Annotated in this window: 23 protein-coding genes; 8 read left to right on the top strand and 15 right to left on the bottom strand. The window is 69.5% G+C overall.

Annotation, left to right across the window (positions count from 1 at the left end; all coding sequences use genetic code 11):
- Positions 1 to 8 precede the first annotated feature (8 nt).
- The 6 genes from atpE to prmC all read right to left on the bottom strand — a co-directional run bounded on the left by atpE (position 9) and on the right by prmC (position 4,567).
- Complete coding sequence (gene atpE, locus ACFWHT_RS05845; RefSeq protein ID WP_067198640.1) at positions 9 to 245, bottom strand: ATP synthase F0 subunit C; 237 nt, start codon at positions 243 to 245, stop codon at positions 9 to 11.
- A gap of 43 nt (positions 246 to 288) precedes the next feature.
- Positions 289 to 1,032 (bottom strand): F0F1 ATP synthase subunit A, encoded by a 744-nt coding sequence (atpB, locus tag ACFWHT_RS05840; protein WP_378826341.1) that lies wholly within the window; start codon positions 1,030 to 1,032, stop codon positions 289 to 291.
- 181 nt (positions 1,033 to 1,213) lie between these two features.
- Positions 1,214 to 1,717, bottom strand: a complete 504-nt coding sequence (locus ACFWHT_RS05835; RefSeq protein WP_378826339.1) for a hypothetical protein — start codon at positions 1,715 to 1,717, stop codon at positions 1,214 to 1,216.
- The gene (locus ACFWHT_RS05830; protein WP_378826337.1) at positions 1,717 to 2,928 is read right to left on the bottom strand and encodes an MraY family glycosyltransferase; all 1,212 of its coding nucleotides are present in this window, start codon (positions 2,926 to 2,928) and stop codon (positions 1,717 to 1,719) included. Before ACFWHT_RS05830 ends, ACFWHT_RS05835 begins: the two co-directional genes overlap by 1 nt.
- Positions 2,925 to 3,662 carry an L-threonylcarbamoyladenylate synthase gene (locus tag ACFWHT_RS05825; protein ID WP_378826335.1) on the bottom strand — a complete coding sequence of 246 codons (738 nt, stop codon included), beginning with the start codon at positions 3,660 to 3,662 and terminating at the stop codon, positions 2,925 to 2,927. The genes ACFWHT_RS05830 and ACFWHT_RS05825 overlap by 4 nt, the downstream gene beginning before the upstream one ends.
- 47 nt (positions 3,663 to 3,709) lie before the next feature.
- Positions 3,710 to 4,567 carry a peptide chain release factor N(5)-glutamine methyltransferase gene (gene prmC, locus ACFWHT_RS05820; RefSeq protein WP_378826332.1) on the bottom strand — a complete coding sequence of 286 codons (858 nt, stop codon included), beginning with the start codon at positions 4,565 to 4,567 and terminating at the stop codon, positions 3,710 to 3,712.
- Positions 4,568 to 4,667: 100 nt separating this feature from the next.
- Between prmC and cysK the strand changes: the two genes are divergently transcribed.
- Both cysK and epsC read left to right on the top strand, forming a co-directional pair.
- Positions 4,668 to 5,606, top strand: a complete 939-nt coding sequence (gene cysK / locus ACFWHT_RS05815; RefSeq protein ID WP_378826330.1) for a cysteine synthase A — start codon at positions 4,668 to 4,670, stop codon at positions 5,604 to 5,606.
- Positions 5,607 to 5,613: 7 nt separating this feature from the next.
- Positions 5,614 to 6,183, top strand: a complete 570-nt coding sequence (gene epsC / locus ACFWHT_RS05810) for a serine O-acetyltransferase EpsC (protein ID WP_378826328.1) — start codon at positions 5,614 to 5,616, stop codon at positions 6,181 to 6,183.
- A gap of 16 nt (positions 6,184 to 6,199) precedes the next feature.
- Here epsC and ACFWHT_RS05805 read toward each other — a convergent pair whose 3' ends face one another.
- The 6 genes from ACFWHT_RS05805 to lysA all read right to left on the bottom strand — a co-directional run bounded on the left by ACFWHT_RS05805 (position 6,200) and on the right by lysA (position 13,768).
- Positions 6,200 to 6,685 carry a GNAT family N-acetyltransferase gene (locus tag ACFWHT_RS05805; RefSeq protein WP_378826326.1) on the bottom strand — a complete coding sequence of 162 codons (486 nt, stop codon included), beginning with the start codon at positions 6,683 to 6,685 and terminating at the stop codon, positions 6,200 to 6,202.
- 23 nt (positions 6,686 to 6,708) lie between these two features.
- Positions 6,709 to 7,791, bottom strand: a complete 1,083-nt coding sequence (gene prfA, locus ACFWHT_RS05800) for a peptide chain release factor 1 (protein ID WP_378826323.1) — start codon at positions 7,789 to 7,791, stop codon at positions 6,709 to 6,711.
- Between the two features lie 24 nt (positions 7,792 to 7,815).
- A complete protein-coding gene (gene rho / locus ACFWHT_RS05795) occupies positions 7,816 to 9,834 on the bottom strand; it encodes a transcription termination factor Rho (RefSeq protein WP_378826321.1) in 2,019 nt (672 codons plus the stop codon).
- A 163-nt stretch (positions 9,835 to 9,997) separates the two neighbouring features.
- Positions 9,998 to 10,960, bottom strand: a complete 963-nt coding sequence (gene thrB, locus ACFWHT_RS05790) for a homoserine kinase (RefSeq protein WP_378827922.1) — start codon at positions 10,958 to 10,960, stop codon at positions 9,998 to 10,000.
- A gap of 29 nt (positions 10,961 to 10,989) precedes the next feature.
- Entirely contained in the window at positions 10,990 to 12,303 is a 1,314-nt protein-coding gene (locus ACFWHT_RS05785; RefSeq protein ID WP_378826319.1) for a homoserine dehydrogenase, read from the bottom strand.
- A 73-nt stretch (positions 12,304 to 12,376) separates the two neighbouring features.
- Entirely contained in the window at positions 12,377 to 13,768 is a 1,392-nt protein-coding gene (lysA, locus tag ACFWHT_RS05780) for a diaminopimelate decarboxylase (RefSeq protein WP_378826317.1), read from the bottom strand.
- 121 nt (positions 13,769 to 13,889) lie between these two features.
- Here lysA and ACFWHT_RS05775 point away from each other — a divergent pair, with 121 nt between their 5' ends.
- Entirely contained in the window at positions 13,890 to 14,930 is a 1,041-nt protein-coding gene (locus ACFWHT_RS05775; protein ID WP_378826315.1) for a YhjD/YihY/BrkB family envelope integrity protein, read from the top strand.
- Positions 14,931 to 14,935: 5 nt separating this feature from the next.
- Here ACFWHT_RS05775 and ACFWHT_RS05770 read toward each other — a convergent pair whose 3' ends face one another.
- Genes ACFWHT_RS05770 through ACFWHT_RS05760 form a run of 3 tightly spaced genes read right to left on the bottom strand, consistent with a single transcriptional unit; the run spans position 14,936 to position 18,409 of the window.
- A complete protein-coding gene (locus ACFWHT_RS05770; RefSeq protein ID WP_378826313.1) occupies positions 14,936 to 15,706 on the bottom strand; it encodes a DUF2993 domain-containing protein in 771 nt (256 codons plus the stop codon).
- 1 nt (position 15,707) lies between these two features.
- The gene (argS, locus tag ACFWHT_RS05765) at positions 15,708 to 17,375 is read right to left on the bottom strand and encodes an arginine--tRNA ligase (protein ID WP_378826311.1); all 1,668 of its coding nucleotides are present in this window, start codon (positions 17,373 to 17,375) and stop codon (positions 15,708 to 15,710) included.
- Positions 17,376 to 17,425: 50 nt separating this feature from the next.
- Positions 17,426 to 18,409 (bottom strand): N-acetylglucosamine kinase, encoded by a 984-nt coding sequence (locus ACFWHT_RS05760; RefSeq protein ID WP_378826309.1) that lies wholly within the window; start codon positions 18,407 to 18,409, stop codon positions 17,426 to 17,428.
- A gap of 87 nt (positions 18,410 to 18,496) precedes the next feature.
- Here ACFWHT_RS05760 and ACFWHT_RS05755 point away from each other — a divergent pair, with 87 nt between their 5' ends.
- The 5 genes from ACFWHT_RS05755 (at position 18,497) to ACFWHT_RS05735 (ending at position 23,593) form a co-directional block, all read left to right on the top strand.
- On the top strand, positions 18,497 to 19,432 hold the full coding sequence (locus tag ACFWHT_RS05755) for a MurR/RpiR family transcriptional regulator (RefSeq protein WP_378826307.1): 936 nt from the start codon (positions 18,497 to 18,499) through the stop codon (positions 19,430 to 19,432).
- Positions 19,429 to 20,181: a sugar isomerase domain-containing protein gene (locus ACFWHT_RS05750; RefSeq protein WP_378826305.1), complete on the top strand. Its 753-nt coding sequence runs from the start codon at positions 19,429 to 19,431 to the stop codon at positions 20,179 to 20,181. Before ACFWHT_RS05755 ends, ACFWHT_RS05750 begins: the two co-directional genes overlap by 4 nt.
- 60 nt (positions 20,182 to 20,241) lie before the next feature.
- Positions 20,242 to 21,663 (top strand): N-acetylglucosamine/diacetylchitobiose ABC transporter substrate-binding protein, encoded by a 1,422-nt coding sequence (ngcE, locus tag ACFWHT_RS05745; RefSeq protein ID WP_378826303.1) that lies wholly within the window; start codon positions 20,242 to 20,244, stop codon positions 21,661 to 21,663.
- Positions 21,660 to 22,682: a carbohydrate ABC transporter permease gene (locus tag ACFWHT_RS05740; protein ID WP_378826300.1), complete on the top strand. Its 1,023-nt coding sequence runs from the start codon at positions 21,660 to 21,662 to the stop codon at positions 22,680 to 22,682. Before ngcE ends, ACFWHT_RS05740 begins: the two co-directional genes overlap by 4 nt.
- Positions 22,683 to 22,804: 122 nt before the next feature.
- Positions 22,805 to 23,593, top strand: coding sequence for a carbohydrate ABC transporter permease (locus tag ACFWHT_RS05735; protein WP_378827920.1), 789 nt, complete (start codon positions 22,805 to 22,807; stop codon positions 23,591 to 23,593).
- The last annotated feature ends 107 nt before the right edge of the window (positions 23,594 to 23,700 follow it).

Genomic DNA, 23,700 nt, shown 5'->3' with positions numbered 1-23,700 from the left:
GCTGCGGTTTACGGGAAGGGGATGAATCCGACGGCGATGCCGACGAATGCAAGCGCCTCGGTGAAGGCGATACCGATCCACATGAGGACCTGCAGGCGGCCTGCGAGCTCGGGCTGACGGGCGACACCCTCGATCGTCTTGCCGACGACGATGCCCACGCCGATGGCCGGGCCGATGGCTGCGAGGCCGTAGCCGACCGCTGCGAGGTGACCGTTGATGTCAGCGAGAACCGTAGTTGCGTCCACGGGTTTTTCCTTTCGGTTTTGGTCAGCTGGTGGGCTGACCCGTTCAGTGCTCTTCTGCGACCGCGAGCTGGATGTAGATCGCGGTGAGGACGGTGAAGACGTAGGACTGCAGGACGACCACGAGGATCTCGAAGATCGTGAACGCACCGCCGAAGGCGAGCGTTCCGACGCCGAGTGCGGCCCAGCCGCCACCCGCGGTGAACATGAAGAACGCGGTGGCCGAGAAGCAGAGCACGAGGATCATGTGCCCGACGACCAGGTTCATCATCAGTCGCAGCGTGAGGGTCACGGGGCGGATGATGAAGGTGGAGATGAACTCCAGCGGCGTGACGATGATGTACACCGGCCACGGGACGCCGGACGGGAAGAGGGAGTTCTTCCAGAAGCCCAGCGGGCTCTTCTTCATGCCGGCGTAGATGAAGGTGACGTAGCTGATCACCGCGAGGGTGAGGGGCACGGCGATGATCGCGGTGCCCGGCATGTTCAGGAACGGGATGATGCCCGTGATGTTCATGAACAGGATCATGAAGAAGATGGTGACCAGCAGCGGCGCGAAGCGCTCACCGTCCTTGCGTCCGAGCAGGTCGTGCGCGATGCCGTTGCGGACGAACCCGACACCCATCTCGACGAGGCTCTGGAAGCGGCCGGGGACGACGCGCATGCGTCGCGTGCCGAGCCACAGGATCAGGACGACGGCGATCACCGAGAGCAGCTGGATCAGATGGATCCGGTGCACGGGGATCACGCCGAACAGCTCGAAGAGGATCGGCGGGAAGAAGTCGTCCATCGAAGGACCGTGGAACTCACCGTCACCGGCAATCGGACGAAGGATCATTGTCGCAACGGGATTCAACAGCGCGGGCTCCAGCTTCGGGTCACCGGCCGAGACCGGGGCGACGAGGGACGTTGTGCATCACAGCGCAAGCGCTCGCGAGACGAGCGGCGGGCACAGGTAAACACTATCAGATTCAGTCGGACTGCTTCGGCGCCGCGGAGGCGCCGCCGTCGTCCGTCTCATCCTCGGGGTTGACGGTCGGAAGATCGATGTCGCTGACGTTCGGCAGGCGCATCCGCATCAGCACGACGACGTCGACGATCAGCGACATGGCGATGCCGGCGACCAGCGAGAGGAAGAACACCAGCGGCACGATCCACGGCTGGCCGCGCAGCACGATCATCAGGACGACGAACAGGCCGATCTTGAGCAGCCACCCGCCCAGGACGATCGCGAAGAACAGCTGCACGTAGAGCGGGTCCCCGAACCATCTGTTCGCGAAGAGGATGCTGCCGCCGGTGATCCCGAGGAAGACGAACGCGAGAAGCACGCCGATCAGGCCGCTCCACAGGCCCTGCGGACCGGCCACGGCGAAGCCGATGCCGGCGGCGATCACCGCGAGCACGAGCGCGGCGCCGGCCGACCAGATCAGCGTGCGCCGGAGGATGGGAGTGCTGGAGACGGGGCTCGGGGTCATCAGGGCTCCAAGGTGTTCTGTGCTGTGGCGGTGGGCGCCGGATCGGCAGCGCCGGCATCGGCGGACGGGTGCGTACGGTCATCGGCCTGACGGCGACGGGAGGGCATCAGGGTCACGGCGAGGCAGGCCGCGCTGCCGATCACGCCGAACACGATGCCCACGACGTAGCCCCCCGGCCAGTCCTGCCTGGTCGAGATGTACATCAGCAGGACCGCGAGCGAGATGACGGCGGTCCAGGAGTAGAAGATCAGCACCGCGTCTCGGTCGCGGTGGCCGAGATCCAGCATCCGGTGGTGCAGGTGCTTGCGGTCGGGGGCGAACGGCGACTTGCCCGCGCGCATGCGGCGGAACACCGCGAGGCCGAAGTCGAGCAGCGGGAGCATGACGATCACCAGCGGAAGGACGATCGGGATGAAGGCCCCGAGCAGCTGCGAACGGCCGAAGCGCTCGGGATCGAACGCGTTGACGTCTCCCTGCGCGGTCACGGCGATCGCCGAGGTGGCCATCAGCAGTCCCAGCACCAGCGCGCCGGAGTCGCCCATGAACAGCTTCGCGGGACTCCAGTTGAAGGGCAGGAAGCCGACGCACGCTCCGATGAGGACGGCCGCGAGGAAGGTCGCGAGGTTGAAGTAGCTCGTCGCGCCGGAGTCACGCGTGAGCATGTAGGAGTACACGAAGAAGATGCCGTTGGCGATCAGGCAGACGCCCGCGACGAGCCCGTCGAGCCCGTCGATGAAGTTCACCGCGTTCATGACCACCACGATCGCGAGCATGGTGATCGAGATGCTCACCCACGGCGAGACGAGGATCATGTCGCCCACCGGCAGCGACAGGACCTGCAGGCCGCCGCCCGCGGTGATGATGCCGGCCGCCAGGAACTGCGCGGCGAGCTTGATCATCCAGTCCAGGTCCCACAGGTCGTCGATCACTCCGACCACGGCGATCAGCAGCACCGCGGCCAGGATCGACCACAGCGTCTGCGGAGGGGACCACATCCGCTCGAAGAAGGGGTTGGCGGCCGAGATCAGGACGGCCACCGCGATGCCCAGGAACATCGCCACGCCGCCGAGCCGCGGGGTGGGGGTCTTGTGCACGTCCCGTTCACGGATGCCCGGGTAGAGCTTGAACCTCAGGCTCAGCCGCCAGACCGCCCACGTCAGCGCGAAGGTGATCGACGCCGTGAGGATGATCGTGAACAGGTACTGCTTCACTCTTCGACTGCCGGACTTCCGCCGCCGTCCGCCTCGTCGGCGACGACGTCGCCCGGCTTCTCGGCGGGCTCGAGGAGTTCGCCGAGCACGTCTTCCAGCTGTTCGCGGGTCACGGCTCCCTCGCGCAGGATGCGGACGGTCGCCGTCTCGTCCTCGCCGGCGCCCACCAGGGAGGTGGCATCGACGATGGTCGAGGGGATGCCGTTCTCGCTGTATCCCTCCTCGAGGTACACGGCCACGCTTTCGCCCAGCATCTCCTGGGCGTCCGAGGCGATGATCGCCGCCTCGCGGCCCGTGAGGTTCGCACTGGAGACGGCCAGCGGACCGGTCTCGGCGATGAGCTCGAGTGCGACGCGCCGATCGGGCATGCGCACGGCCACCGTGCCGAGGGTGTCGCCCAGGTCCCAGCTCAGCGACTGCTGCGCGGGAAGGACGATGGTCAATCCGCCCGGCCAGAAGGCGTCGATGAGCTTCTGCACGGCTTCGGGCACCTCTTCGACGAGGGCGCCCATCATGTCCTGCGAGGCGACGAGCACGGGCGGCGGCATGTCACGCCCGCGACCCTTGGCCTCGAGCAGCCGGCGCACGGCGCTCGGAGAGAACGCGTCCGCCGCGATGCCGTAGACGGTGTCCGTGGGGAGCACGACGAGCTCGCCGCGGGCGATGGCCTGGCGCGCGTGGCGCATGCCGGCGAGGATCTGCTCCTGGTCGCGGCAATCGAAGACAGTAGACATGGCCTCCCCATTCTACGGTGATCGCCGCCGATCAGCCGTGGACGCCCTCAGTCCCGCAGTGCCGTGGTCGCGCGGTCCCGGCGGGTGAGATCCTGATGCGTGGCGGCCGCGCGCCAGCCGTCGCCGGAGAGGATGGCGCGGATCTGCTCGCCCTGCAGCTCGCCGTGCTCGAGCACCAGCAGCCCGCCGGGGCGCAGCAGCTGCCTGGCACGGCGGCTGATGATCCGGACGACGTCCAGCCCGTCGGGCCCCCCGTACAAGGCCTGCGCAGGGTCGTGCAGACGTACCTCCGGATCGCGCGGGACGGCGTCGTCGGGCACGTACGGCGGGTTGGAGATGACGACGGATGCCGTGCCGCGCAGTTCATCGAACGCCGTGGCGAGGTCGCCGTGGACCAGCGTGAGATTGTCGGCCCGAGCCGTGTTGCGGACGGCCCAGGCGTGCGCGTCGGCCGACCGCTCGACCGCATGCACGCGGGCGTGCGGCACCTCGGTCGCCATCGCCAGAGCGATCGCGCCGCTGCCCGTGCCCAGATCGATCGCGACGGGCGCCGGGTCCGCGCTCTCCAGCAGCGCGTCGATGGCGAACTGCACGACGGTCTCGGTCTCGGGCCGCGGGACGAAGACTCCGGGCCCGACGGCCAGCTCCACGTGCCGGAACGCCGCGACCCCGGTGAGGTGCTGCAGCGGTTCCCGCTCGCACCGGCGCGCCACCAGCGCATCCAGTCGCCCCGTCTCCGCGTCATCGAGCAGATCGCCCCGCATCACGGCGGCCTGCAGCTCTCCCCTGCCGATCCCGTGCACATGCCCGAGCAGCAGCTCAGCGTCCACCAGGGGGTCGGGAACGCCTGCATCGGCGAGCTGCTGGGCGATGGCGCGCAGTCGCGCGGCGAGGCTCTCGGGCATCCCCCCAGCGTAGGCGTCGCGCACCTCGGTCACATTCCGCAACGCGAGCGGCTGCGGGCCGTAGGCTGATGACGCTGATCCCCTCGACGAAAGGTCCGCCATGGCCGGCATCCACTCCGACATCACCACCGCGTTCGGGAACACCCCGCTGGTTCGCCTGAACCACCTCACCGAGGGGCTGGACGCGACCGTGCTCGTGAAGCTCGAGTCGTTCAACCCGGCGTCCAGCGTGAAGGACCGCATCGGCATCGCGATCGTCGACGCGGCCGAGGCGTCCGGCGATCTGAAGCCGGGCGGCACGATCGTCGAGGCCACGAGCGGCAACACCGGCATCGCACTGGCCATGGTCGGCGCCGCGCGCGGCTACAAGGTCATCCTGACGATGCCCGCTTCGATGTCGAAGGAGCGCCGCGTGCTGCTGAAGGCGTTCGGCGCCGAACTCGTGCTGAGCGATCCGACCAAGGGCATGAGCGGCGCCATCGAGGTGCTCAAGGAGATCATCGAGCGCACGCCGGGTGCGATCTGGGCCCGCCAGTTCGAGAACCAGGCCAACCCGCGCATCCACCGCGAGACGACCGCGCAGGAGATCCTGCGCGACACCGACGGCGCTGTCGACGTGTTCATCGCCGGCGTCGGCACCGGAGGCACCGTCAGCGGCACCGGCCAGGCGCTGAAGGCAGCCAAGCCCGACGTGAAGATCATCGCCGTCGAGCCCAAGGACTCCCCCCTGCTGTCCGAGGGACGCACGGGTCCGGCGAAGATCCAGGGCATCGGGCCGAACTTCGTGCCCGACGTGCTCGACCGCGAGGTGATCGACGAGATCATCACCGCCGAGTTCGACGAGTCGATCTCCACGGCGCGCGCTCTCGCCGCCAAGGAGGGGCTGCTGGTCGGCATCTCGAGCGGAGCGGCCGTCGCTCAGGCGCTGAAGGTCGCTGCCCGCCCCGAGAGCGCGGGCAAGACCATCGTCGTGGTCGCCCCCGACACCGGAGAGCGCTACCTGTCGACCGCGCTGTTCGAGGACCTGCGCGAGGACTGACGCACCGGTGAGCCTGATCGCCCGGATCCGCGAGGACGTCGCGGCCGCACGCCGCCGCGACCCCGCTGCCCGCAGCGGGGTCGAGGTGGCTCTGCTGTATCCAGGACTGCACGCCATCTGGGCGCATCGCGTCTGGCATGCGATGTGGCGGCGCGATCTGCGGTTCGCCGCGCGCGCAGGATCTCAGCTGACGAGGTGGCTCACGGGCATCGAGATCCATCCGGGTGCACGGATCGGACGGCGCTTCTTCATCGACCACGGCATGGGGGTGGTCATCGGCGAGACGGCCGAGGTCGGCGATGACGTGATGCTCTACCACGGCGTCACGCTGGGCGGGCGCACCAGAGACCATGGCAAGCGGCACCCGACCCTCGAGGACGGCGTCTCGGTCGGCTCCGGCGCGAAGGTCCTCGGACCGGTTCGCATCGGCGCCCGTTCCGTCGTCGGCGCGAACGCCGTGGTGACCAAGGACGCCCCTGCCGACAGCATCCTCGTCGGCGTTCCCGCCAAGCCCCGGCCACGAACCGGTGCCGAGGACTCCCGAGCGCTGCTGACAGCCGCCGACTACTCGATCTGACCGCGACGGCGTCCGCTCAGAGCGCCAGGTGCATGACGTGCAACCCGACCGGCCCGTGCCGGCGGGAGCGGAAGGCGCCCGGCACGGTGCCGACGATCTGGAAGCCGAGCGACTGCCACAGGCGCACCGCGCCGGTGTTGGTCTGCACGACCGCGTTGAACTGGATCGCGGAGTAGCCCTCACGGCGGTGCCAGTCGATCACGTGCAGGGCGAGGGCACGTCCCACGCCCGCGCCCCGGACGGCGGGATCGACCATGAACGACGCCGTTCCGACATGAGAGCCGCGTCCTGGACGGTTCGGGCCCATCTTGGCCGAGCCGACGACGCGGCCGTCCAGCACCGCCACGACGGTGCGCCCCGGCGGCCGCTCCATCCACAGCGACGCAGCCTGCTCGGCGGTCAGCCCGTCGGGGTAGGCGTAGCTCTCGCCGTCCTCGACGATCGCGGCGAAGAACGGGTGGATCTCATCCCAGTCGCCGCCGGTGGCCTCCCGGATCACCACGCCTCGATCCGTCGCCGAGGCGGTCATCCCTCATCGCCCGCGAGCGAGGCGAGGCGCTCGGCCTCATCGGCCTCGATGCACGACTCGATGATCGGCTCGAGCGCGCCGTCCATCACCTGGTCGAGGTTGTACGCCTTGTATCCGGTACGGTGATCGGCGATCCGGTTCTCCGGGAAGTTGTAGGTGCGGATGCGCTCCGAGCGGTCCATCCCCCGGATCTGCGAGCGGCGGGCATCGGATGCGGCGGCGGCCAGCTCCTCCTGCTGACGCGCCAGAAGCCGGGCGCGCAGCACGCGCATGCCGGCCTCGCGGTTCTGCAGCTGCGACTTCTCGTTCTGCATGGACACCACGATGCCGGTCGGCACATGCGTGATCCTCACCGCGGAGTCCGTGGTGTTGACCGACTGCCCGCCGGGACCGGACGACCGGTAGACGTCGATCTTCAGATCGGCGGGGTCGATCTGGATCTCCTCCGGCTCGTCGACCTCGGGGAACACGAGCACGCCCGTGGTGGATGTGTGTATGCGGCCCTGCGACTCGGTGGCGGGCACGCGCTGCACCCGGTGCACGCCGCCCTCGTACTTCAGGTGCGCCCAGACCCCGTGCGCCGGATCGGACGATGAGCCCTTGATGGCGACCTGGACGTCCTTGTAGCCGCCGAGGTCGGACTCGTTGCGCTCGAGAAGCTCGGTCTTCCAGCCGCGGTGCGCGGCGTACTGGACGTACATGCGCAGCAGGTCGGCGGCGAACAGCGCCGATTCGGCACCGCCCTCCCCCGCCTTGATCTCCATGATGACGTCGCGGGCGTCGTCGGGGTCACGAGGGATCAGCAGGCGCCGCAGCTTCTCCTGCGCGTTCTGGAGGTCGTCCTCCAGTGCGGGGACCTCGGCGGCGAACGCCTCGTCCTCGCGAGCGAGCTCACGGGCCGCGTCGAGATCGTCGGACGCGGCCCGCCAGGCATCATGCGCCGCGACGATGCGATTCAGTTCGGCGTACCGCCTGTTGACGCGCTTCGCGCGCGCGGCGTCGGCGTGCACCGCCGGGTCGGAGAGCTCCTCCTGCACCCGGCGGTGCTCGTCGATGAGCGCCTGGACGGACTCGAACACGCCGCTACCCCGTTCGCCGGCGGCTCAGCGGATGTTGTTCTCGTGGCCGTGGCTGGAGCCGGTCGACTGCGGCGCCGGGATCGACTTCTGCATCTGGAAGAGGAACTCGACGTTCGAGCTGGTTTCCTTCAGCTTTCCGAGCACGACCTCCAGGGCCTGCTGCGGGTCGAGTCCGGCCAGCGCGCGGCGCAGCTTCCAGGTGATCTTGACCTCGTCGGCCGAGAGCAGCATCTCCTCGCGGCGGGTGCTCGAGGCGTTGACGTCGACCGCGGGGAAGATGCGCTTGTCGGCGAGGGCGCGCGACAGGCGCAGCTCGCTGTTGCCGGTGCCCTTGAACTCCTCGAAGATGACCTCGTCCATCTTCGAGCCGGTCTCGACGAGGGCGGTGGCGAGGATGGTCAGCGAGCCGCCGTTCTCGATGTTGCGCGCGGCGCCGAAGAAGCGCTTGGGCGGGTACAGGGCCGAGGCGTCGACACCGCCGGTGAGCACGCGTCCCGACGCCGGGGCCGAGATGTTGTAGGCGCGGCCCAGTCGGGTGATCGAATCGAGCAGCACGACCACGTCACGCCCCAGCTCGACCAGGCGCTTTGCGCGCTCGATGGCGAGCTCGGCGACCGTGGTGTGGTCCTCGGCCGGACGGTCGAACGTGGAGGCGATGACCTCGCCCTTCACCGTGCGCTGCATGTCGGTGACCTCTTCGGGTCGCTCGTCGACGAGCACCACCATGAGGTGCACCTCGGGGTTGTTCTGCGCGATCGCGTTCGCGATCTGCTGCAGCACGATCGTCTTGCCGGCCTTGGGCGGGGCGACGATCAGGCCGCGCTGCCCCTTGCCGATCGGGGCGACCAGATCGATGATGCGCTGGGTGAGCTTCTCGGGCGCGGTCTCCAGGCGCAGGCGCTCCTGCGGGTACAGCGGCGTGAGCTTCCCGAACTCGACCCGCGTGCCGGCGTCCTCCGGGGACAGGCCGTTGATCGAGTCCACCTTGACGAGCGCGTTGTACTTCTGACGGCCCTGCTGCTCGCCCTCACGCGGCTGCTTGATGGCTCCGACGATGGCGTCGCCCTTGCGCAGGTTGTACTTCTTGACCTGGCCGAGCGAGACGTACACGTCGCTCGTCCCGGCGAGGTAGCCGGTGGTGCGCACGAAGGCGTAGTTGTCGAGCACGTCGAGGATGCCTGCGACCGGGATGAGCACGTCGTCCTCGCCGATCTCGGTCTCGAACTCGTCGGCGTTCTGGTTCGCTCCACCGCGGCGCTTGTTGCGCTGCCGGGTGCGGCCGGAGCCCTGCTCCTCGTCGGCGCCGTCCTGCTGAGTGCTCTGCCCGTTGCCGTTCTGGCCGTTGCCGTTCTGCGCGTTGCCGCCACGCCCGCGGCTGCGGCTGCGGCTGCGGCTGCGCCCTCGGCCGGATCCCTCGCCGTCTGAGCTGTCTGCCTCGGCGGATCCGCCCTGGTCGCCCTGCGCGGTGCTCGGCTCGGCTCCGGCCGGGTCGCCTGCGTTCTTGCCCTCGGCTGCCGGCTGCTTCTTCTCGGCGTCCTCGGCCGCGGCATCGGTGGCCTTCGCGCCGCGACGACCGCGCGCCGGTCGTTTGGCGGGCTCGGCCTGCCCGGCGTCCGCGGCCTCCGCGGCCGGTGCGTCCGCTGCCGGCTCGGCGGCCTTCTCGGCAGACGGCTCCTCCGACGGGGCCGCCTTGGCGCGCGACGCGCGCTTGCGCGCGGGCTTGGCGGGCGCTTCCTCCGCATCGGCGGCGGGGGCGGCGGCCGGCGTCTCGGGAAGGTCGAGCGTCTCGGCGTCGGTCTTCTTCGCGCGGGTGCGCCGCGGGGCCTTCGGCTTCTCGGTCGCCGCGGGCGCATCCGCCGGTGCGGCGGGGGCGTCAGCCGGTGCGGCGGGGGCCTCGGCCGACGCGGCGGTCTCGGCGGACGCCGCGGACGCGGACGCCGTGGTGGCGCGCCGCGGGGCGCGCTTGCGAACGGGCGCCGCGGGCTCGGATGCGACCGTCTCAGCGGTCGACTGGTCGTTCTGGGTCTCGGAGAAGTTCTCCACGAGTACTCCCTCATATGTCGTGGGAAATGAGCAATCCACAGAATGCGCAGCACGAGCTGCGCGTCACACGCGCCGGGGCAGAGCGCCTGCCGGCCAGTTCCTGGATGGTTCTGGGGATCGCGTGCGGATTTCGCAGAGATGCGATGGGGCGAGATTCACGAAGTTACGTGGAGCCCTCCGCTCGATCCCTAACTGTACCACCACGCACGTCGACGGCGAGCATGTGGGCGTCCCACGGTGTGTCCGTCACGGCATCCGCCACCTCCACCGCCCGCTGGCGCGCACCGGGTCCGTCGGCGAGCACGAGCACACTCGGCCCGGCGCCGGAGACGACGGCGGCGAAGCCCGCCGCGCGCAGCGCCTGCACGAGACGCAGCGTCTCGGGCATCGCCGCACCTCGGTAGTCCTGGTGCAGCCGATCGGCCGTGGCGTCCAGCAGGAGCTCTGGGCTCTGCGTCAGCGCCGCGACCAGCAGCGCCGAACGGGAGACGTTGAACACCGCGTCCTCGCGCGGGACCTGGTGCGGTTGCAGCGAGCGCGCCAGCGAGGTGGACATCGTGAAGCCGGGGACGAAGACGAGCGGCGCCACACCGCGATGCACGAGCAGCTTCTTGTGCTGCGGGCCGCGCTCGCCCATCCAGGCGATCGTGAGACCACCGAAAAGCGCGGGGGCGACGTTGTCGGGGTGTCCCTCGATCTCGGTCGCCAGTCGCAGCAGCGCCCCGTCGTCGAGGTCGACGTCACCGGCGAGCAGGCCCTTCGCGATCAGGATGCCCGCGGTGACCGCCGCGCCGGACGATCCCAGCCCGCGCCCGTGCGGCACCCCGTTGTCGGCGTGGATGCGCAGGCCGGGCATGGTCCGCCCGGCGTCGGCGAAGACGTGCGCGATCGTGCGGACGACGAGGTTGCCCGCATCGCGAGGGATCTCCTGCGCACCGGCCCCCGTGACGTCGATCTCCAGCCGGTCGTCGGTGAACGCCGACACCGTCAGGGTGTCGTACAGGCTCAGTGCGAGCCCGAGGGTGTCGAAGCCGGGCCCCAGGTTCGCGCTGGTCGCCGGCACGGTGACGATGACGGTGCGCCAGGCGCCATCCGTCGGCGGCGCGTCCGAGACGACGGGCTCCATGTCCGCCGGCACGACGGTGACGCCCACCGTCACTCCCCCTCGACGCGCAGCACCGACACGACACGCTCGACGACATCGCTCTCCGTCAGCCGCTCGACGGCGGCGCTGAGCGCACTGTCGGCGGCGCGGTGCGTGCCGATGATCAGGCGCGCCGTGCCGCCGTCGCCCTCGCGGGCGGGCTCGACGGTCTGCACGAGCGTCGCCACCGACACACCGCCCTCGCTGAGCAGCCCGGCGATCGTGGCGAGCACGCCCGGCTCGTCGGAGACCTCGAGCGTGACCTGGTAGCGGGTGGTGACGTGGCCGATCGAGACGACGGGGAGGTTCGCCCTGGTCGACTCGCCCACGCCGACGCCTCCGGCGATGTGGCGCCTGGCGGCCGAGACGACGTCGCCGAGCACGGCGGACGCCGTCTGGACTCCGCCGGCGCCGGCGCCGTAGAACATGAGGGAGCCGGCGGCCTCGGCCTCGACGAAGACCGCGTTGTTCGCGCCGTGAACCGAGGCGAGCGGATGCGTGCGCGGCACGAGCGCGGGGTACACGCGCACCGAGATCGACTCCGCGTCATCCCCGTTCAGCCGCTCGCACACGGCCAGGAGCTTGATCACGAATCCGGCCTCGCGGGCCTCTTCGATCATGGTCGCCGTGATGGAGGTGATGCCCTCGCGGTGAACGGCCCCCAGCGGCACGGCGGTGTGGAACGCCAGGCTCGCGAGGATCGCCGCCTTCTGCGCGGCATCGTAGCCTTCGACATCGGCCGTCGGGTCGGCCTCGGCGTAGCCGAGGCGCTGAGCGTCGGCGAGGACGTCCGCGAAATCGGCCCCCTCGCCGTCCATCCGGTCGAGGATGTAGTTCGTCGTGCCGTTCACGATGCCCATGATCCGCACGACGCGATCGCCGGCGAGCGAATCGCGCAGCGGCCGGATGATCGGGATGGCACCTGCGGCTGCGGCTTCGTAGTGCACCGACGCGCCCACCCGGTCGGCGGCCTCGAACACCTCGGGACCGTGAGTGGCGAGCAGGGCCTTGTTCGCGGTCACGACGTCGGCGCCCGAGCCGAGGCCCAGCAGGATGTGCGAGCGCGCCGGCTCGATGCCACCCATCAGCTCGATCACGATGTCGGCGCCGGTGATCAGCGTCTCGACGTCGGTGGTGAACAGCTCGCGCGGCAGATCGGCGTCGCGGGGCGCATTCACGTCGCGCACGGCGATGCCGGCCAGCTCGAGCCGCGCACCCGCGCGGTCGGCCAGCTCATCGCCGTGGCGCAGCATCAGCGATGCCACCTGTGATCCCACGGCACCGGCGCCCAGCAGCGCCACGCGAAGTCGTCGGTACTCAGTCATCTGCGCTCCTCAGCACATCGGGGTCTGGGGTCTGGATCTCGGGGCGCACGTCGCGCGCGGCTCTCCCGGCGGCTCACCGGTCGATGCCGGCGTCGCGGGCCAGGAGGTCGACGATGCTCTCGCCGCGCACGATCACGCGGGCCTCGCCGGCGTCCACGGCGACGATCGGCGGACGGGGAACGTGGTTGTAGTTGCTCGAGAGCGCTGCGCAGTACGCCCCGGTCGCCGGCACGGCCAGCAGATCTCCGGGAGCGATGTCGGCGGGAAGGTACTCGTGATCGACGACGATGTCGCCGGACTCGCAGTGCTTGCCCACCACCCGCACCAGGCTCGCCCCGTCCGCCCCCGCACGCGAGGCGAGACGTGCGGAGAACTGTGCGCCGTAGAGCGCTGGGCGTGCGTTGTCGCTCATGCCGCCGTCGACGCTCACATAGCGGCGAACGCCCACGTCCAGCTCGACGTCCTTGATGGTGCCGACCTCGTACAGCGTCACGCCGGCGTTGCCGACGATGGCGCGACCGGGCTCGAAGGAGAGCGCAGGGATGCGGATGCCCCTGGCCTCGCACTCCTCGGCGACGGCCGAGACGATGCCGGCCGCGAGGCTCTCGATGGGCTCGGGGCGGTCGGTGCGGGTGTAGGCGATGCCGAACCCGCCGCCGAGGTTCAGCTGGGGGATGTTGCCGCCCGCGAGCAGCTCCTGGTGCAGATCGAGCACGCGTGCGGCGGACTCGCGGAAGCCCGCGACCCCGAAGATCTGGGATCCGATGTGGCAGTGCAGGCCGGCGAGGTCGAGACCGTCGACCTCGCGGATGCGGGCGACGAGCTCGGGCGCCTGTGCGAGCGGCGTGCCGAACTTCTGATCCTCGTGCGCGGTGGCGAGGAAGTCGTGGGTCTCGGCGTGCACGCCGCTGTTGACCCTCAGCATCACGCGCTGCGTGGTGCCGGTGCGCGAGACGATCGCGGCGAGTCGCTCGATCTCGATCTCGCTGTCGATGATGATCGTGCCGACGCCGACCTCGACGGCGCGCTCGAGCTCCGCGACCGACTTGTTGTTGCCGTGGAAGCCCAGCCGACCGGCATCCGCGCCCGCGGCGAGTGCGACCTCCAGCTCTCCCCCGGTGCAGACGTCGACGTTCAGTCCCTCATCCATCACCCAGCGCACGATGCTGGTGTTCAGCAGTGCCTTCCCCGCGTAGTACACCCGCGCCGTGGTCCGGTGCTCGGCGGCGGCCGCGTCGAAGGCGTCACGGAACGCGGACGCCCGGCGGCGAACCTCGCCCTCGTCGAGCACCTGCAGCGGGGTGCCGTAGGTGCGGGCGAGCTCGCACGCACCGATGCCGCCCAGGCTCAGCTCGCCGTCGGCGTCGCGCGTGGCCGACGCCGGCCAGATCTCGGGCACCAGGTCGTTGGCGTCGTCGGGGACGGCCAGCCAGTCGGGAGCGGGCGAGGAGACAGCTGAATGCACGGAGCACCAATCGTGGGGCGGGATCCTCGGGCGGGGAGCGCACGGCGAGGTTGCCCACGATTCTAGAGCAACCGCGGAAGGGGCCCCCTCCACATCTTGTTCGGTGACTAGGGTGGTGCAGATGGACGGCTCAACCGGTTCACAGCGTCGCGGGTCCGTGGCGAGGGCGTTGGCGGCGCTGATCGAGCGGCTGCTGCGATGGCGCCTCGTGCGCGCCGCGCTGCTGTACACCAGTCGCCGCGGCCCCATGCTGGCCGACGCGGTCACCTATCGCGCGCTGTTCAGCGTGTTCGCCGCGGTGCTGCTGGGATTCTCTGCCGCCGCCCTGTGGCTGTCCGGAAACGACGACGCCTGGAATGCGATGGTCTCGGCCGTGGATGCGGCGCTACCCGGATTGCTCAAGACTTCGGACGGCGACGGGATCGTCGACCTCGACGCGATCCGCGCACCCGCCGGGCTCTCGATCGCGGGAATCGTGTCGCTCGCCGGTCTGATCGGATCCGCTCTGGGCGCCATCGGGGCGCTGCGGACGGCACTGCGTCTGCTGGCGGGGACGGCGGCGGCGGATGTCGCCTGGTACATGGTCATGCTGCGCAATCTGCTGCTGGCGGCGCTGATCGGCGGCGTGTTCGCCGGTGCCGCCGCGGTGACCTTCGCCGGCGAGCTGATCGTCCGGTGGGTCGCCGAGGCGATCGGGGTGCCGGCCGGTTCGGACGCCGTGTTCTGGGCGGTGCGGATCGTGTCGATCCTGGTCGTCTTCCTGCTCGATGCCACCCTGATCGCGGCGGCGTTCCGGGTGCTGTCGGGGATCCGTGCGTCGGCGCGGAACCTGTGGGCGGGCGCCGCCCTGGGCGCGGTCGCGCTGATCGTCCTGCAGGAGCTGTCGAGCCTCTTCGTCGGCGGAGCCAAGGCGAACCCGCTGCTGGCGTCCTTCGCCTCCCTGCTCGCGCTGCTGCTGTGGCTGAACCTGTCGACCCAGGCAATCCTGCTCTCCAGCGCCTTCATCGTCGTCTCGGCCGCCGAGGAGCACGACCGCGTGAGCGCGCGGTTCGGTGCACGCACGCTCGCCGAGAACGCGCTGCGGCTGGCGGAGGAGGACGTGCGGACGTCGACCGCCGCTCTGCGCGAGGCTCAGGAGGCCGTCGAACACGAGCGGAGCTGACCGCCTCAGCAGGTGCCGTTCTCGAGCAGCGACTCGTCGACGGCGATGCGGCCGTCGGCGCGGATGTCCGCCACCGCGCGCGTGCCCTCGATGCGGAGCCCCGTGAGCGTGATCCCCGCGGGAAGCCGGTCGGCGATGCACACACGCTGAGGGGCGGCCAGTCTCTCACCAGCGCTCCCGATCAGCGTTCCCAGCAGCTGCAGGTCGACGCTGTTTCCGGCGATGCTCACCGACACCGGGGTCAGCAGCAGGTCTCCGTCCTGAGCCCCCGGGCGGACCGTCAGACCGAGCGGGACCTCCCGGCCGAGGACGGCGATGTCGGCCTGCACCGTGGCGTTCGGCGCGGCGAGCGTCACCTCGGCGTCCGGGAAGTCGGACCGCTCCAGCAGGCCTCGGAACTGCTTCTGGTCGATCGACACCGTCCCCCGGGCGCTGCCGAGTTCGCCGCCGCCCAGGGGGATGCGCGTGGCCGTGACCTGCGCCGAACCGGTGATGCCGCCGATCGTCACCTCGTCCGATGCGATCCGCAGTTCGTCGAGCTCTCCCCCGATCAGCTGCGGAAGGAGGATCCCGGAGGCCTCCACGTCGAGCTGCTGGTCGGCGGGCAGGCTCAGCTGTTCGACGACCAGTGAGCGCACCACGCCGGGAAGCACGGCGCGTGCCACGAGCTCGGCCGCGCACAGCAGCCCGGCCAGCACGACGACGACGATGAGGACGACCCACGGCCAGCGTGCCCGCCTGGGCCCCCTGATCGCCGTGCCCGCCGCGTCGGTCATGTCACATCCGCTCGGGCGCCGAGACTCCGAGCAGCCCCAGCCCGTTGCGCAGCACCTGCCCCGTGGCGTCGTTGAGCCACAGGCGCGTACGGTGCACGCCCTCGATCGGGTCATCGCCCTGCGGGATCACACGGCAGTTGTCGTACCAGCGGTGGTACAGGCCGGCGAGCTCCTCGAGGTAGCGGGCGATGCGATGCGGTTCGCGCACCTCGGCGGCGAAGGCCACCAGTCGCGGGAACTCCTGCAGCGCGCCCAGCAGCGCGCTCTCGGTCTCGTGCGTGAGCAGCTCGGGTGCGAACTCGGAGCGGTCGACAGCCGAGTCGGCTGCGTTGCGTGCGACGTTGTGGGTGCGTGCGTGCGCGTACTGCACGTAGAAGACCGGGTTGTCGTTGGTGCGCTTCTGCAGCAGTTCGGGATCGAGGTCGAGCGGCGAGTCGGCGGGAGAGCGCTCGAGCGCGTACCGCAGAGCGTCGGTCCCGATCCAGGCGCGCAGGTCGTCCATCTCGATGATGTTGCCCGCGCGCTTGGACAGGCGGGCGCCGCGCACCGAGACGAGCTGGCCGATGAGGACCTGGATGTTCTTCTCGGGGTCCTCGCCCGCGGCGCCGGCGATGGCCTTGAGCCGGTGGACGTAGCCGTGGTGGTCCGCCCCCAGCAGATAGATCTTGTTCTGGAAGCCGCGGTCGCTCTTGTTCAGGTAATAGGCGGCGTCGGCGGCGAAGTACGTGTACTCGCCGTTCGACCGCCGGATCACGCGGTCCTTGTCGTCGCCGAAGTCCGTGGTCCGCACCCACACGGCGCCCTCGTCGTCGAACACGTGGCCCTGTGCCCGCAGGCGCTCGACTGCCTGGTCGACGAGGCCCGCGCCGCCCTCGGAGGATGCCGCATGCAGCGTGCGCTCCGAGAACCACACGTCGAAGGGGACGTTGAACGCCTCCAGCGACGCCTTGATCTCGGCGAGCTGGTACTCGTAAGCCTGGTCCCGCGCGACGACGAGCTGCTCGTCGGCGGGCAGCTCGAGGAGCCCGGGATGCGCCGCGACGACGCGGCGCGCGAGCTCGGCGATGTACTGTCCGGGGTACCCGCCCTCAGGGGTCGGCTCGCCCTTCGCCGCGGCGAGCACCGAGTGCGCGAAGCGCTCCATCTGAGCACCGGCGTCGTTGATGTAGTACTCCCGCACCGCTTCGGCGCCGCTGGCGAGCAGCAGGCGCACGATCGAATCCCCCAGCGCCGCCCAGCGGGTGTGGCCGATGTGCAGGGGTCCCACCGGATTGGCGGAGACGAACTCGACGTTCACCGACACGCCCGTCTGCGAATCGTTGGTCCCGTACGCGGCGCCGGCGTCGACGATGGTCTTCGCGAGCGCGCCCGCGGCACCGGCCTCGAGTCGGATGTTGATGAAGCCCGGGCCGGCGACCTCGACGCTCGCGATGCCCTCGACCCCGGAGAGCCTGTCGGCGATCTGCTGGGCGAGCTCGCGCGGGTTGGTGCCGAGTCGCTTCGCGAAGCGCATGGCCACGTTGGTCGACCAGTCTCCGTGATCGCGGTTGCGCGGGCGGTCGAGCACGATGTCGGCGGCGGTGACACCCAGGTCCTCACCCGGGCGTCGCTCGTCCGCGATCGGCGTGAGGACGGCGAGGACGGCGGCGGCGAGGGCTTCAGGATTCATAGACGTCCCAGTCTACGACCCAGCAGTCCGCGCGAACGCGCGAGGTGTGCTCAGCGGAACGCGGCGACGGTCGCGGTCAGCCTGCTCAGCGTGTCGTCGTCGGGGCGCCCGCCCGCCGCGCGCAGAGCGAGCACCGCGGCGCCGACGGCGCCGTCGCCGACGGGTCGCATGTCGAGGCCCGAGGCCAGCTCTCCGAGCCCGGCGAGGAATGCGTCGCGGACGGGGCCGGGCCGGGAGAGCACGCTTCCGCCGAGCACCAGCGGTCCCGGGCCGCTCAGGACCGCCGTGAGGGTCTCGGCGAGATGCTCGCCCGCGGTCACGAGGATGCGGTGCGCGACCGGATCCGGCTCGCCGAAAGCGAGGGGCGCGAGTGCGGCGAGCTCGATGGGCGGGTGTGTGTAGAGCATCCCGACCAGTCGTTCCAGCTCGTCCGGGCGGCCTTCGTGGCGCACACCCGTGCGCGTCAGTCCGTAATGCGCGAGCATCCGGTCGGTCAGGGCGGTCGACGGTCCCGTTCCGTCGAGATCCTGCACGGCCGCGCGAGCGATCGCATGACCGATCCAGTAGCCGCTGCCGCGATCGCCGACCAGCCACCCGAGTCCGTCGCCGGTGCCTTCGATCCCGCCGTCCTGCACGCGGATGACGCAGGCCCCCGTCCCCGAGACGAGCGCGTACCCGAACGGCGATGCGGCACCGCTGAAGTAGGTCGCCAGCAGATCGGATTCGAAGCGGAGCTCTCCGTCGAATCCCCGCGCGACCAGCCGGTCCTGCAGCCAGCCCACACCGCCGGATGCCCGCATGCCGGCCATGGCCGGCACGATCACGGAGACGTCGGCGAGCCGGGTGCCGCTCGGCGTCAGTGCCGCGGAGACGGCATCGAGCACGCCCTCCGCGGCCCGGTCGGGGCCGGCCGAGATCGGGTTGCCACGGCCCCCGACGCCGTACCCGAGGCACTGACCGCGCAGGTCGGTGAGCACAGCCCGGGTGGAAGTCCCGCCGGCGTCGATGCCCAGCAGAAGCGCTTCGTGACTCATTTGTGATGTTGTCCTATTTGACGTTTTCGTCCGGTGAGAATAGTTTTCATCTCAACGGGAAAGAGCCCGTCGGGGATTCAGGAGGCAATGGTGCCACGGACGAAGGACTTCGGCAACGGAATGACGATCGCGCGCCGCATCGCGGCCGGTCGTCACACCATGCCGACGGCGATGAGCAAGATCGCCGACGTCGTCACGGGGCATCCGGCCGCGCCCATCGAGCTGACCATCACCGAGCTCGCGGACCGGGCCGGCACCTCCCCCGCCACCGTCACACGGTTCTGCCGCGCCATCGGCTTCGACGGCTACACGCAGTTCCGCGTCGGCGTCGCGAGCGAGATCGGGCGCGGAGACGCGGACGAGAGCTGGCATGCCGACATCGGCGAGGAGTTCGGCGCGACCGACGCCCCCGGCAAGGTGCTGCAGACGCTCGTCGCCCTGCACCTGGAGAGCCTGGAGACGACGGCCGCGCGACTCGACCTCGACAGCGTCATGAACGTCGCCGGCGCCGTCGCGGCCGCTCGTCACGTGGACATCTACGGTGTCGGCGGCAGCGGGGTGATCGCCCGCGAGTTCCAGGGTCGCCTGTACCGCATCGGCGTCAGCGCGCACGCGTGGTCGGACGTGCACGACGGACTGACCAGCGCCGTCATGCAGAACGCGTCATCGGTCGCCATCGGCATCTCGAGCACCGGCCGCACCGACGAGACCGTGCAGATGCTCTCCCAGGCCGGCGCCGCCGGGGCCTTCACGGTGGCGATCACGCACGATGCGGACTCGTGGCTCGCCGGCCTCGCCGACGTCTCGCTCGCCACCGCGGAGCCCTCCCGGTACCTGCGTCCCGACGACCTGTCCGTCAAGCACTCGCAGCTGCTCGTGCTGGATCTGCTCTACCTCCTCGTCGCGCAGCAGATGTTCGCCGAGGCGTCCACGCATCTCGCCGCCAGCGCCATGGCGGTCTCCGCCCACCGGCGACCGCCCCGCACCCCGAAGCCCGCACCCGTCCCGGAGGAGACCCGATGACCGCGACCCCGAACGACCTGCTCCGCGAGGCGACCACGCGTCTCGACCGACTGGCCGCCGATGCGCAGGCCGGCGCACTCGACCCCGCCATCGCGCTGATGGTCGAGGCGCTGGACGGCGGGGGCGTGCTTCAGGCATTCGGCACCGGCCACTCCGAGGCGTTCGCGATGGAGATCGCGGGACGCGCGGGCGGCCTCATCCCGACCAACCGCTTCGCTCTGCGCGACATCGCGATGCACGGCGAGCGCGGCATCGAGGTGCTCACCAGCTCACTGGAGAGGGAGCCCTGGGTCGTCGATGAGCTGATGGCGACGGTGACCGTCGGTGAAGCCGACGTCTTCCTCATCGCCTCGAACTCGGGGGTGAACGGCTCGATCGTGGGAACGGCGCTGTGGGCGCAGGAGCGCGGTCACAAGGTGATCGCCGTCACCAGCCTGCAGCACACGTCCCGCGTTGAGCCGAAGCACCCGAGCGGCAAGCGGCTCAGCGAGATCGCCGACGTGGTGATCGACAACCTGGCTCCCTACGGCGACACGACTCTCGAGCTCGGCGACGGCATCGGCGCCGGCGCGATCTCCTCGATCACCGGCGCCTTCATCGCCCAGCTGCTCACCCTCGGCGTGGCGCGCACGGTCGCCGAGCGCGGCGACACACCCCCGATGTACATCTCCGCCAACATCCCCGGCGGCGATGCCCACAACTCCGTCCTTGAGGACCGCTACGCGGGCCGCATCCGACGGGGCGCTTGATCGGACATCCGGTCGGCCCGACACCCACACACCGATCACATCACTACGGAAGGTAAGAAGATGGAACTCAAAGAAGCATCCATCAGCCGTCGCAACCTGCTGCGCGGCGCAGCCACGGCCGCACTGCTGCTGCCGTTCGGCGCAACCCTCGCCTCATGTGCAGCACCCGGCGGCGGCGGAGGCAATGGCGGGACCTCGGGCGGCGAGGTCACGGCGGACAACCCGTTCGGCGTGGCGGCGAACTCCAAGGTCGACGCGGTCATCTTCGACGGCGGCTACGGCGTGGACTACGTCGAGAACGCGGCGAAGATCATGCAGGGGAACAAGAACCTCGACGGCGTGTCCGTCAAGGTCTCGTCGTCCACCAAGATCGCCCAGGAGCTGCAGCCGCGCTTCGTCGGAGGCAACCCGCCGGACCTCATCGACAACTCGGGTGCGAACTCGATCGGCTGGAACACGATCCTCGAGCAGCTGGAGACGCTCGACGACGTGCTCGACGCCGAGAACCTCGAGGGCACCAAGATCAGCGACACGCTGTTCGGCGGCGTGAAGGCGCCCGGCACCTTCGACGGCAAGTTCGTGGCGCTGAACTACGTCATGACGGTGTACGGCATCTGGTACTCCTCCAGCCTGTTCGAGGAGAACGGCTGGGACGTGCCCACCTCCTGGCAGGATCTCAAGGCTCTCGGCGAGAAGGCCAAGGCCAAGGGCAAGTACCTCTTCCTCTGGGGCAAGGAGGCGGCGACCTACTACCAGACCATGGTCGTGGACTCCGCTGTGATCCAGGCCGGCGACGACGTGCGTCTTCCGCTGGAGAACCTCGATGCGAAGGCGTGGTCGCACCCGGCCATCCAGGGCATCCTCGAGATCCTCTACGACCTCATCAAGTCGGGCTACGTCAAGCCCGGTGGCGGCGGTACGCAGTTCACCCAGGCCCAGGCGCAGTGGAGCCTGGACCAGGAGGCGCTGCTGTACCCCTCGGGCTCGTGGATCGAGAACGAGATGAAGAAGACCACGGCCGAGAACTTCATGATGAAGGGCTTCCCGGAGCTGCCGCTGGACGGCAGCCAGACCACCCCGGCGGGGACCATGCGGGCCGAGGCGGGCGAGCCGTTCGTGGTTCCGACCAAGGCGAAGAACCCTGCGGGCGGCAAGGAGCTGCTGCGCACCATGCTGTCGAAGGAGTCGGCGACGGCGTTCTCGAAGAGCAAGCTCGCCCCGACGATCGTCAAGGACACCGTCCCGGCCGACGGCTTCGGCTCGACGGCTCTCGTGTCGCAGTCCGAGATGCTCGCCGCCGCCGGGGAGAACGTCTTCACCATCAAGTCGTTCAACCTGTACGGCATGAACTCCGACCAGCTGCCCATCTGGAACTCGTTCCTGGACGGCAAGATGACGGTCGCCGAGATCACCAAGCAGCTGCAGGCGCTCACCGACAAGGTCCGCGAGGACAGCTCTGTCACGAAGATCGAGATCAAGTGAGCTATTCCACCGTCAGCGGTGGACCGGGTCTTGAGACGGCCGCGGTCACCGCAGCCCAGGCGGGGCGGCGCAAGCCGTCCCGCCTGGGGCGGCGAAAGCTGACCTTCGACTACGTCTCCTTCCTCCTCGTCTTCCTGGGCCTGCCCCTCGCGATCTTCCTGATCTTCGTGATCTCGCCGTTCGTGCAGGCCCTGTACTACGGAATGACCAACTGGACCGGGTTCTCCGCCACGATGGACTTCGTCGGCATCGAGAACTTCGTCAAGCTGTTCAACGACCCGATCTTCCTGCGCGCGATGCTCAACAACATCGTGCTGGCGGTGGTCGTGCCCCTGATCACGATCGTGATCGCGCTGGTGTTCGCCAGCATGATCACCGTCGGAGGCCCGAGTCAGGGCCAGGTGCGCGGTCTGAAGGGCTCGAGCTTCTACCGCGTGATCTCGTTCTTCCCGTACGTGATCCCCGCGATCGTGATCGCGATCCTGTGGAACATGATCTACACCCCCAACGGTCTGTTCAACGGCATCCTGGGTCTGCTGGGCATCGACACGGATCAGTTCGCCTGGCTGGGTGATGAGCGCACGGCCATGGGCGCGACGATCTTCGTGATCGTGTGGAGCATGGTCGGCTTCTACATGATCCTCTTCATCGCCGCGATCAAGGGCATCCCCGCCGAGACTCTGGAAGCCGCCCGCATCGACGGCGCCGGCCGCTTCCGCACCGTGATCTCCATCCTGCTGCCGCAGATACGCGACAACGTGCAGACGGCCTACATCTACCTGGGGATCATGGCGCTGGACGCCTTCGTGTACATGGCCGGTCTGAACTCCACCGGCGGCCCGGGCAACAGCACCCTGGTGATGAGCCAGTACCTGTTCCGCACGGCCTTCGAGAAGGGTCAGTTCGGTCTGGCCACCGCCATGGGAGTGGTCCTCGCCGTGATCACCCTGCTGTTCGCCGCGCTCGTCATCGGCGTGTTCCGCCTGATCGGCGGCAAGGATGAAGGAGGACGCGCATGAGCACCGACACGCGCGCCGCGATCACGATCGACAAGCGCTCGGCCCCCGAGCGCCCGCACACGAAGCGCAAGGTGGCGTCGACGACCGGAGACAAGGTCGTCGGAGGCGTCTCGCACGTCGTGATGGGGATCTGGTCCCTCGTCGTGATCCTGCCGATGATCTGGACACTGGTCGGCTCGTTCAAGACGACCAAGGAGATCTTCGCCTCGCCGTTCGGCCTGCCCGCGGAGTGGAACTTCGACAACTACGTCAGCGCCTGGGTGGACAACGCCTTCGGCCAGATGTTCGTCAACACGGTCATCGTCGTCGGCGTCTCGCTCGTCGCCGTGATGATCCTGGGCGCCATGTGCGCCTACGTGCTGGCGCGGTTCTCGCTGCCCGGCAGTCGGATCATCTACTACCTGATGCTGGCGGGGCTCACCTTCCCGGTGTTCCTCGCTATCGTCCCGCTGTTCTTCATCCTGCAGGGCATGGGCCTGCTGAACACACTGCCCGGCCTGATCCTCACCTACGTGGCGTTCGCGCTGCCGTTCACCGTGTTCTTCCTGTTCTCGTTCTTCAAGTCACTGCCGTATGAGATCCAGGAGGCCGCCTATGTCGACGGCGCGAGCGAGTGGCGCACGTTCTTCCAGGTGATGCTGCCCATGGCCAGGCCCGGCATGGCCGCGGTGGCGATCATGAACTTCCTGGGCCTGTGGAACCAGTTCCTGCTGCCGATCTCGCTGAACACGAACAAGGAGAACTACGTGCTCTCGCAGGGCATGGCCTCGTACGCGTCCTCGGCGGGCTATGCCCTCGATTTCGGCCAGATGTTCGCGGCGGTGATGATCACGATCATCCCGGTGCTCATCGTGTACGTCCTGTTTCAGCGCCAGCTGCAGGGCTCCGTCTCCCAGGGCACCTCGAAGTAGCATCCGCATGAACCGATCGCCCCTTCCCGTCTGCTCGGCGGAGGGGCGATCGGCGTCCGCGATCCCACCGGAATTCGCATCCCGCCCCTCTTCGCCTACTCTCATCC

Source organism: Microbacterium sp. NPDC058342 (assembly GCF_042723935.1).
Classification (GTDB): Bacteria; Actinomycetota; Actinomycetes; order Actinomycetales; family Microbacteriaceae; genus Microbacterium.
This window is presented reverse-complemented; position numbering and strand designations above follow the sequence as displayed.